The sequence below is a fragment of the Flavobacterium sp. AJR genome, from assembly GCF_002156885.1.
In the GTDB taxonomy this organism is placed as follows: Bacteria; Bacteroidota; Bacteroidia; order Flavobacteriales; family Flavobacteriaceae; genus Flavobacterium.
In genome coordinates, this window is record NZ_NCWQ01000112.1 from 1 (window position 1) to 10,859 (window position 10,859).

Here is a 10,859-nt window from a genome sequence, read left to right on the forward strand (position 1 = left end):
TTTTAGTACTCAGAGCGGGACTTGAACCCGCACGAACATTGCTGTTCACTGGATTTTAAGTCCAGCGTGTCTACCAATTTCACCATCCGAGCATTATGTGGTGTTGAGCGAAAAACGGGGCTCGAACCCGCGACCTCGACCTTGGCAAGGTCGCGCTCTACCAACTGAGCTATTTTCGCATTTCATTTTTATTTAAGAACTACAACACTTGAATTGTTCTGTATTGCGAGTGCAAATTTAGGACATTTATTGAATTAAACAAGCCTTTTTTCAAAAAAAATTCCACAAAAAACATAACATTCTGATAACGTATTCTTTAAAAATTGAAATTATTTCCTCGTAATCATTCTTTTTATCTCATTAAGCTTCATCAGTGCTTCTACTGGGGTTATCGCATTTATATCAAGATTTAAGATCTCTTCTTTTATCTCTTCTAATAATGGATCATCCAGATTAAAGAAACTCATTTGCATCTCATCACTATCTGATTTAACTCCGTTTAACGCATCGCTCGAATGATCCTTCTCTAGTTTCTTTAAAAGTTTCTGTGCTTTCAAGATTACAATTTGAGGCATTCCAGCCATTTTTGCCACATGAATACCAAAACTATGTGCGCTACCTCCTTTTACCAGTTTTCGGATAAAAAGGACAGTATCTTTTAATTCTTTTACAGCAACATTATAATTCTGGATTCTTGGTAACGAATCAGTCATTTCATTTAACTCATGATAATGCGTAGCAAATAAAGTCTTAGGTCTTGACGGATGCTCATGTAAAAACTCAGCAATTGCCCACGCAATCGAAATTCCATCATACGTACTTGTTCCTCTTCCTATCTCGTCTAACAAAACCAAGCTTCTGTCTGAGATATTATTCAGAATAGAAGCTGTTTCGTTCATCTCGACCATAAAAGTCGATTCTCCCATCGAAATATTATCCGAAGCTCCTACTCTGGTAAATATCTTATCAACCATTCCCATCCTAACACTGTCCGCAGGAACAAAACTTCCCATTTGAGCCAGCAATACAATTAAAGCTGTTTGACGCAAAATAGCAGACTTACCAGACATGTTGGGTCCAGTAATCATTATTATTTGTTGCGTTTCTCTATCTAAGAAAACATCATTAGCGATATAAGGTACTCCAACTGGTAATTGTTTTTCGATAACAGGATGTCTTCCGTTTTTAATTTCCAATTCGAAAGTTTCATCTATTTCCGGACAAACGTATTTATTCTCGATTGCTAGTTGCGTAAACGAACACAAACAATCTAATTGTGCTACCAAGCTTGCATTCATTTGCACGGGCTTGATATATGTTGTAATCCAAGAGACTAATTGCTCAAAAAGCTCCAACTCTATTTTATGAATTTTCTCTTCGGCTCCTAGAATTTTAGTTTCGTATTCTTTTAATTCCTCAGTAATATAACGCTCTGCATTTACCAACGTTTGTTTACGAATCCATTCTGCAGGTACTTTGTCTTTATGCGTATTTCGAACCTCGATATAATATCCAAAAACATTATTGAATGATATCTTCAAAGAAGTAATCCCTGTTCTTTGCGATTCTCTGGTTTCAATCCCTTCTAAATATTCTTTTCCTGAAGTCGATATTGCTCGTAAATCATCCAGTTCTTCACTGATCCCTTTTGCAATAGCGTTTCCTTTATTAATAGATACTGGTGCTGATTCCTGATTTAAGGTCGTTTTAATTTTCTCACGCAATAATTCACAACTATGCAAACTATCTCCTATTACTTTTACCGCTTCTTGTGGGCTTTTAAGTGCAAGTTCTTTTATCGGAATTATAGCATCCAGAGATTCCTTTAAATAAACAATCTCACGAGGAGAAACTTTCCCCGCTGCAATTTTGGAAATCAAACGTTCTAAATCGGATATTTGCTTAATTTGATACTGAATATCATGTAGCACTTCTTGATTCTCCTTTAGATACGTTACTACTTCATGACGGCTTTTTATCTTATTACTATCTTTAAGAGGCAATGCCAGCCATCGTTTTAACAAACGTCCACCCATTGGCGAAAGCGTTCTATCGATAACATCCAAAAGCGTAACTGCATTTGGATTATAACTATGATACAATTCCAGATTACGAATCGTAAAACGATCCATCCATACATAAGCATCTTCAGCAATACGCTGAATTGCGGTTATATGTTGTACTCTATTATGTTGTGTTTCGGATAAATAATACAAGATTGCTCCCGAAGCAATAATTCCTTCTTTTAATTCTTCTATTCCAAAACCTTTTAAGGAAACGGTTTGAAAATGTTTCGTCAAAATCTCAAAAGCGTAATCTTCCTTATAAATCCAATCTTCTAAATAAAAACTATGAAAATCTTCTCCAAAGGCATCTTTAAAATCACTCTTATTATGCTTTGGAACTAAAACTTCACTTGGATTAAAATTTTGCAATAACTTATCTATGTACTCCGCATTTCCTTGCGCAGTAAGAAATTCTCCTGTAGAAACATCCAGAAATGAAACACCGATATTTTTATTAGTAAAATAAACCGATGCCAAAAAATTATTAGTTTTCGACTGCAATACTTCATCGTTAAGAGAAACTCCCGGAGTTACCAGTTCTGTAACCCCTCTTTTTACGATTGTTTTGGTCATTTTAGGATCTTCCAGCTGATCACAAATCGCTACACGAAGTCCTGCTTTTACCAATTTTGGTAAATATGTATTAATAGAATGATGCGGAAAACCAGCCAAAGCTGTTTCGGTTTCAGAACCCGCACCACGTTTCGTTAATGTTATTCCTAGAATTTTAGAAGCTCTAATAGCATCTTCCCCAAAGGTTTCGTAAAAATCGCCAACTCTAAAAAGCAGACATGCATCAGGATATTTTCTCTTGATTTCGTTGTACTGTTTCATTAAGGGTGTTTCTTTCACCACTTTCTCTTTCGCTGCCAAATTACTATGTTTTTAAATGAAAATTTATGACAGCGAATTTATAAATTTTAAAGCGAATAAAGAATCCCTGAAAAAATTAAAATATTTTTAAGGCAATTTTAAGTTTCGTTTTCATTATTTTATATAAATTTGTTAATAATTAAAAAATAAAACTAAAAATGAAAAAAATAATTTTACTTGCAATGTTTACAGTGTTAAGTGTTGCTACATCTAACGCTCAAGCTAAAGCTAAGGCTGCTAAAGTTGATGGTGCTGGAATGGTTTTCGTTAATGAAGTTATAGATTACGGTACAATTGCACACAATGCAGATGGAAAACGTGAATTTGTTTTTACTAACAACGGTAACAAACCATTAATCATCACTAACACACAAGGTTCTTGTGGTTGTACAGTACCAACTTCTCCAAAAGAGCCTATCGCTCCAGGAGCTAAAGGTATTATTGGTGTAAAATATGCTACTGACAGAGTTGGTGCATTTACAAAAACTGTAACAGTTACATCTAATGCAGCTGGACAGCCAACTAAAATACTTACTATTAAAGGTACAGTTTTAGCAGATGAAGCTCCAAAAAGCTAAATCGTAAAACAACACAAAATAAACGAAAAGCTTCCTTAATATTTGGAAGCTTTTTTTATTACTAGAATTTAAAACAATTATGAGAAAACTCGAAAACAGCGAACTCGAAAGAAAAACCATTGCCGACTTTAAAAATTCAGACAAAACACCTCTTATATTAGTATTAGACGACATTCGTAGTTTACACAACATAGGTTCTGTTTTTCGTACTGCTGATGCTTTTTTGATAGAAAAAATAATCTTGTGCGGTATTACAGCCACACCACCAAACAAAGAAATCCATAAAACGGCACTTGGAGCAACCGAAACTGTTACTTGGGAACATCATGAAAATGTATTGGAAGTAATTGAAAATCTAAAAAAAGAAAACGTTACAACTCTGGCAATCGAACAAGTAGAAAGTGCCATTTTTCTACAAGATTTTGAAGTTGAAAAAGGTAAAAAATACGCTTTGGTCTTTGGAAACGAAGTATATGGCGTAGCTCAGGAAGCCGTTGCCATTTGCGATGGTTGTATCGAAATTCCGCAATTAGGAACTAAACATTCCCTTAATATATCTGTAAGTGCAGGGATCGTTGTTTGGGATTTATTCCAAAAAATGAATTGGCCAAAATAAAAACAACGACATTACTATTACAATGAAACTTAAACGCAGGACTTATATCTTAATTGGGCTATCGATATTTCTTTTCTCAGGAATATGGGCTTTTAAAAAATTCAATTTTAATACAGAACATACCATAGGCCAACCTCTGGACAGTTTAAATGGTGTGCGCGTTTATTACAATGGTGGAGTAAATAATGTTACTGATAGAAATCTTACTACAGACAATTACAATCTTGGCTTAAAATACCAATGTGTAGAATTTGTAAAAAGATATTATTACGAGCATTTTAATCATAAAATGCCTGATAGTTATGGTCATGCCAAAGACTTTTTTAATGCAGATCTTAAAGACGGCCAAAGAAACGAAAAAAGAGATTTGGTACAATACACTAATCCGAGTGTGAGCAAACCAAAAGCTGATGATCTTTTAATTTATAGCGGAACCATCTTTAACCGATTTGGACACGTTGCAATTGTTTCGAATGTTACTGATAATGAGATTGAAATAATACAGCAAAATCCAGGTCCGTTTAGCAAATCGAGAGAAGTTTTTTCTTTAATTGAAAAAGAAGGCAAATGGATAATTGGCAATGATCGAATTTTGGGTTGGTTAAGAAAAGAATAACTACCCTATTTTCTTCTTAATTTCTTCCAAAACAAAAAGATAATCTTCATGTCTTTTCACAAAATCACGATCTGAAACATCAATAATCAGAACATTTAAATCTGGTTGTGATTTAATATATTCTAAATATCCATTGTTGATTTTATCTAGATAATCTGCCGAAATATTTTGCTCATAACTTCTGCCACGTTTTTTTATATTGTGCAGTAACCGTTCTGTATTTTGATACAAATAAACATACAAATCTGGTTTTGGCATTTCCTTATAGATAATATCAAACAAGTTGCGATACAAGCGATATTCATCTTCCGCAAGTGTAATTTTGGCAAAAATCAATGATTTAAAAATATGATAATCGGCTACGATAAAATCTTTAAACAGATCAAATTGAGCTAAATCATCTGATAATTGCTGATAACGATCTGCAAGAAAAGACATTTCGAGCGGAAAAGCATATCGGTTTTGATCTTTATAGAATTTAGGTAAAAAGGGATTATCTGCAAAACGTTCTAATACTGTTTTGGCATTAAAATCGTCGGCTATTTTATGAACCAAAGTTGTCTTTCCTGCACCAATATTCCCTTCAAAAGCAATATAATTAAATCGTTGCATCGGAATTTCCTGCAATGGATTTTTCAGATCCTGAACAACCGTACAAACACTATCGTCGGGGGTTATTGCAATTAATTCTGGAATTGTTTTTTGAAGAATCGGATGTTTCCAGTTTAAGTTTAAATCCTGAATAGGCAACAAAACAAAATTTCGGTTTTGCATCAAAGGATGTGGAATTTGAAGTTTATCAGTATCAATAACTTCATCTTCAAAAATAATCACATCTATATCTATAAGCCTGGATTGATATCCTTGCTGTTCTGAACGGATACGCCCTAATTGCTTTTCGACTTTTAAAACCTGATTTAATATTTTTTGTGCCGATGTATTCGTATGTAAAACCAAAGCGCAATTATAAAACGCATCACTCTCAAAACCCCAAGCAGGTGTTTCATATAATCTCGAAACCTGAACAACAGTTCCAATTTCCTGATGTATCAAATTAATGCAGTTTTCGATATTTTCTAACCTGTTTCCCTGGTTACTTCCTAGTGATAAAACGACCTGATGCTGTGATTTCATAATTAGATGCAAATTAACTAAAAGTATTTTAGAAATAGCAATATATTTGTGTAACGACTTATAACAAAATAAAAAAATATAAAGTCGCGATTTGTAACATTTTAGCTTTTTTGCTACTTATTAAAAAAATGTAATTATGAAATTTTTAGGAAATGTACTAGCTACCGTAATCGGTATTTTTGTTTTTTTCATGCTATCCTTTTTCGGAATAATGTTATTAGCCGCAGTTTTTGGTGGCGACAGTAATGCTGTTACAATAAAAAGTGACTCTGTAATTGAGCTCGATTTAAGAAAAATACAAAATGATTATGCAGGGAAATATAAAGACCCTTGGGTTACTATTTTTTCAGAGCAAAAAAGCATTGGCTTAACAGATATTATTAATGCTATAGAAGTTGCAAAAACGGATGAAAACATAAAAGGAATCTCTATCCTTAATGATGTATCTTCTTTAGGAATGGCACAAAGTAAAGAATTACGTAATGCCCTTGAAAGCTTTAAAAAATCAGGGAAATTTGTAATGGCTTATTCTAATGGGTATTCGCAAAAAGAATATTATTTAAACTCAGTTGCGAATACTATCTATCTAAATCCTGTTGGAGATTTAGATTTTAAAGGACTATCATCAGAAATTATGTTCTTTAAAGATTTTCAGGATAAATCAGGTATCCATATGGAAGTAATTCGTCATGGAAAATACAAAAGTGCTGTTGAACCATTTCTTGAAAATAAAATGAGTGATGCCAACAGAGAACAAACTGGCGCTTTATTAAACTCAATATGGAGCTCTGTAGTTGCTGATATTTCTAAAAGCCGAAACATTCCTGTTACGCGATTAAATGAAATTGCAAATGGTCTTTTGGCCAGAACTCCAGAAATGGCAAAAGCAGAACGTCTTATAGATGTTATCGCTTACGAAGATGTGTATCATAATGCCATCAAAAAAGCATTAAAAGTAACTGGTGATGAAGATTATAATAAAATCTCTATTTCTGATTATACTCAAAACATTATTACTACTGCAATGAGTTCAGACACTTCTGGCGACCAAATAGCGATTATTTATGCACAAGGAGAAATACAAAGTGGCGAGGGTGATGTTACCGTTATTGGCGAAGGATCTATGCGTCGTTCTTTGCAAGAAGCTCGCAAAAATGAAGATGTGAAAGCAATTGTATTAAGAATCGACAGTCCGGGAGGAAGTGCCTTAACTTCTGATTTGATTTGGAGAGAAATAGAATTAACAAAAAAAGTAAAACCTGTAGTTGTTTCTATGGGTAATTACGCAGCATCTGGAGGATATTATATTGCATGTAACGCTAATAAAATATTTGCCGAAAGCAATACAATAACAGGTTCTATCGGAGTTTTTGGGGTGTTACCAAATTTCACTCCTCTAGCAACTAAACTAGGAATTAATACTGAACAAGTAAAAACTCACGAAAACTCAGCCAGATATAGTCCGTTTGTGCCTATGGATGAAAACTTTAAAGCCGTAACACTAGAAAGCGTTGAACATATTTACAAAACATTTGTATCTCATGTTGCCGAAGGAAGAAAAATGACTTTTGAACAAGTAGATGCTATTGCACAAGGAAGAGTTTGGTCTGGTTCTGAGGCTGTAAAAATTGGTCTTGTAGATAAAATTGGTGGTTTAAATGATGCTATCGCTGAAGCTGCGAGTCTGGCTAAAATAAAAAGTTTCAGTACACAAAACTATCCAGAATACGATAAGAAATTTAATGATATGTTGCAAAATTTACCTTTTGCAAAATCTAAAGAAGCTTTCCTTAAAGAAGAAATAGGCGAAGACAATTATGTTATTATTGAACAAATAAAAAGGTTACAAAACAAGAAAGGCGTACAAGCCATGATTCCGTTTCAAATTACCATTCAATAATTACAACTTCATTATAATTACAATCCGTTTGAGTCTAACTTAAACGGATTTTTTATTTTACATAAACCGCTTAAAGTTAACTCAGGTTTAATTTACCGGTAACACATGTAAGTATATGTTGTAGCTACTTTAGCAAAATATTAGAAGTATACTTATACAAGTATTTAAGACACTTTACGCAGGTAAAGTTCTTAACGAATATAACCTGTTTATTTTTTTGAATAGCTTACTCATAGTCGCCCCTCGATATGCAGTAGGCTATTTTTTTCGCAGTTAAAAAACAGATAAATCTCACAAATAATTATGCGGAAAATCCATTTTATGAAAAAATTACAAAGAGGATTACGCATAAAAGTCTATTTTTGCAAGAAGCAGGCATAAAATTTGCTTGCAATAATTGAATCCAAATAACTCAGTATATGAATGTAAAGAAAATTCTAAAAATCGCAGGAATAGTAATTGTTTTACTGATTGCAACACTATTTGCCATTCCGTATTTTTTTAAAGATCAGATAAAAGCCAAAATATCCGAAGCTATCAATGAGAGTGTTGACGCTAAGGTTAGTTTTGTTGATGCCGATTTGAGTTTATTTAAAAACTTCCCGAATGCTAACGTTTCTATCGAAAAATTAGTGATTATAAACAAAGCTCCTTTTGAGGGAGATACACTTATTTCTTTAGGTGAGTTGAATTTAAAAATGAGCATCAAAGAACTTTTCAAAGGAAAAGACGAACCTTTGAGCATTCAAGGAATTGATACCAAAAACGGATTAGTGAATATTATATTCGACAAAAATGGTGTTGGAAATTTTGACATTGCTATAAAAGACAACTCTAAAAAGGAAGACAAAACAGATAGCAAGCCTCTTTCTTTAAAAATAAAAGGGTATAAAATCGAAAATTTCACTTTTAGATATTTTGATCAGGGTTCTAAAATTAAAATGGTTATCGATAGTTTAAACCACGAAGGAAAAGGAGATTTCACAGCTTCACAATTGGACTTAACTACAAAATCGACTGCAAAAGTATCCTTGGATATGGACAAGATAAATTACATGAAAAATGTATCATTAACTCTTGATGCGGTTTTAGGTATCGATTTAGATAAAAGTAAATATACCTTTAAAGAGAACAAAGCTTTAATTAATCAATTACCATTAGAATTTGATGGTTTTATCCAAATGGTTAAAGAAGGTCAACAATATGATTTGAAGTTTAAAACTCCAACCTCATCGTTTACAAACTTCTTAGGTTTAATCCCTTCTGCATATGCATCTGGATTAGATGGTGTAAAAACTACAGGAGATTTTACTGTTGCAGGATTTGCTAAAGGATTATTATCTGACACTACAGTTCCTAAATTTAATGTTGCAATTGCATCCAACAATGCTTCTTTTAAATATCCGAACTTACCAAAATCGGTTCAGAACATTGTAATCGATACTAAGATTATAAACGAAACGGGGATTTTAAATGATACTTATGTAAATTTAGATAAACTTTCATTCAAGATTGATCAGGATGTTTTTAATGCTAAAGCAAATATCAAAAACATTACTGTAAATCCTATAGTAGATGCAGCCTTAAAAGGAACTATTAACTTAGCCAACCTTTCTAAAGCGTATCCTATAAAAATGGACAAACCATTGGCTGGAATTTTAAAAGCTGATGTTACTACTAATTTTGATATGGCTTCGGTTGAAAAAAGTCAATACCAAAACATAAAAAATGCGGGTACAATGAGCTTATCTGGTTTTAAATATACAGATGAGAACAACAAATCGATGAATATTAGTACTGCATTGGTTCAGTTTAATCCAAGTACGATTAACTTAAAACAATTTGATGCTACAACTGGAAAAAGTGATATTAGCATTAATGGTGTTCTTGAAAACTTCTACGGTTTTATGTTTAAGAAACAAGAGTTAAGAGGAAACTTCAACATGAGTTCAAACCAATTGGTTGTTGATGATTTTATGACTACAGGAGAACCTGCTCCAGCTAAAACAGAAACTGATACTAAAGCTAAGGCAAAACCAGCTGAAGCAATGAAAATTCCAGCTTTCTTAAATTGTACATTATCTGCTAAAGCAAATACTGTTGTGTATGATAATTTAAAACTAAAAGATGTATCTGGAAAGATAATTGTAAAGGATGAAAAAGCAACTTTGGAGAACTTTAAAACATCAATTTTCGGAGGTACAATTGGTGTAAACGGAACTGTTTCTACAAAAGCGAAAGTACCTACTTTTGATATGAATTTAGGTTTCAATCAGGTTGATATTGCACAGACTTTTACGCAACTAGATATGATGAAAAAAATAGCTCCTATAGCAGGAATAATCAATGGTAAATTAAATTCGACTATTAAACTTAACGGAAATTTAGATGCGAAGGAATTAACTCCCGACTTAAATTCGATTTCAGGAGATTTATTAGGACAATTACTTTCGACTACTATAAACTCTAAAAATTCAACTGTATTAAATGCTTTAACTTCAAATATTAAGTTTATTGATATGAACAAAGTGAATTTGAATGATATTAAAGCAGCGCTAACTTTTGACAATGGAAAAGTAAATGTAAAACCATTTGATATTAAATATCAAGATATTAAAATCACTGTTGGCGGAACTCATGGTTTTGACCAAACGATGAACTATAATATCAAATTAGATGTTCCTGCAAAATATCTTGGATCTGAGGCAAATGCTTTTATTGCTAAAATGTCTCCTGCCGATGCTGCTAAATTGCAAAACATTCCGATTAACGCATTATTGACTGGGAATTTTTCTAACCCGAAAGTTTCTACTGATATGAAAAGTGCCGTTACGAGTTTAACCACTCAATTGGTAAATCAGCAAAAAGAAAAACTTACAAAACAGGGAACAAATGCTTTAACTGATTTGATTAATAAAAACACCAAATCAAAAGATACAACAAAAGCGGGTGCAGCAAATAAAGAAAAAACCACTCAAGAAGTAACTAATAAAGCGAGTGATTTATTAAACGGTTTGTTTAAGAAAAAGAAAAAAGAAGAGCCAGCAACGACTCCATAAAATTTCATTATTACATT

The 10,859-nt window shown here is 32.9% G+C and carries 7 protein-coding genes and 2 tRNA genes; 5 read left to right on the top strand and 4 right to left on the bottom strand.

The window, feature by feature from the left end:
- Positions 1-6 precede the first annotated feature (6 nt).
- The 3 genes from B8T70_RS21330 to mutS form a co-directional block, all read right to left on the bottom strand.
- Positions 7-92 (bottom strand) — tRNA-Leu (locus B8T70_RS21330).
- Between the two features lie 14 nt (positions 93-106).
- Positions 107-179 (bottom strand) — tRNA-Gly (locus B8T70_RS21335).
- A gap of 150 nt (positions 180-329) precedes the next feature.
- Positions 330-2,939 carry a DNA mismatch repair protein MutS gene (gene mutS, locus B8T70_RS21340; RefSeq protein WP_039114785.1) on the bottom strand — a complete coding sequence of 870 codons (2,610 nt, stop codon included), beginning with the start codon at positions 2,937-2,939 and terminating at the stop codon, positions 330-332.
- Between the two features lie 158 nt (positions 2,940-3,097).
- On the opposite strand from mutS, the gene B8T70_RS21345 reads away from it, so the two are divergent.
- The 3 genes from B8T70_RS21345 (at position 3,098) to B8T70_RS21355 (ending at position 4,749) form a co-directional block, all read left to right on the top strand.
- Entirely contained in the window at positions 3,098-3,517 is a 420-nt protein-coding gene (locus B8T70_RS21345; RefSeq protein ID WP_039114786.1) for a DUF1573 domain-containing protein, read from the top strand.
- Positions 3,518-3,596: 79 nt separating this feature from the next.
- Positions 3,597-4,133, top strand: coding sequence for an RNA methyltransferase (locus B8T70_RS21350; RefSeq protein WP_039114787.1), 537 nt, complete (start codon positions 3,597-3,599; stop codon positions 4,131-4,133).
- Between the two features lie 22 nt (positions 4,134-4,155).
- Positions 4,156-4,749, top strand: coding sequence for a CHAP domain-containing protein (locus tag B8T70_RS21355; RefSeq protein ID WP_086896154.1), 594 nt, complete (start codon positions 4,156-4,158; stop codon positions 4,747-4,749).
- Here the strand turns inward: B8T70_RS21355 and folK are convergent, their stop codons facing one another.
- Entirely contained in the window at positions 4,750-5,883 is a 1,134-nt protein-coding gene (folK, locus tag B8T70_RS21360) for a 2-amino-4-hydroxy-6-hydroxymethyldihydropteridine diphosphokinase (RefSeq protein WP_086896155.1), read from the bottom strand.
- Positions 5,884-6,019: 136 nt separating this feature from the next.
- On the opposite strand from folK, the gene sppA reads away from it, so the two are divergent.
- A complete protein-coding gene (gene sppA / locus B8T70_RS21365) occupies positions 6,020-7,783 on the top strand; it encodes a signal peptide peptidase SppA (protein WP_086896156.1) in 1,764 nt (587 codons plus the stop codon).
- Between the two features lie 419 nt (positions 7,784-8,202).
- Positions 8,203-10,842 (top strand): AsmA-like C-terminal region-containing protein, encoded by a 2,640-nt coding sequence (locus tag B8T70_RS21370; RefSeq protein ID WP_086896157.1) that lies wholly within the window; start codon positions 8,203-8,205, stop codon positions 10,840-10,842.
- Positions 10,843-10,859 lie beyond the last annotated feature (17 nt).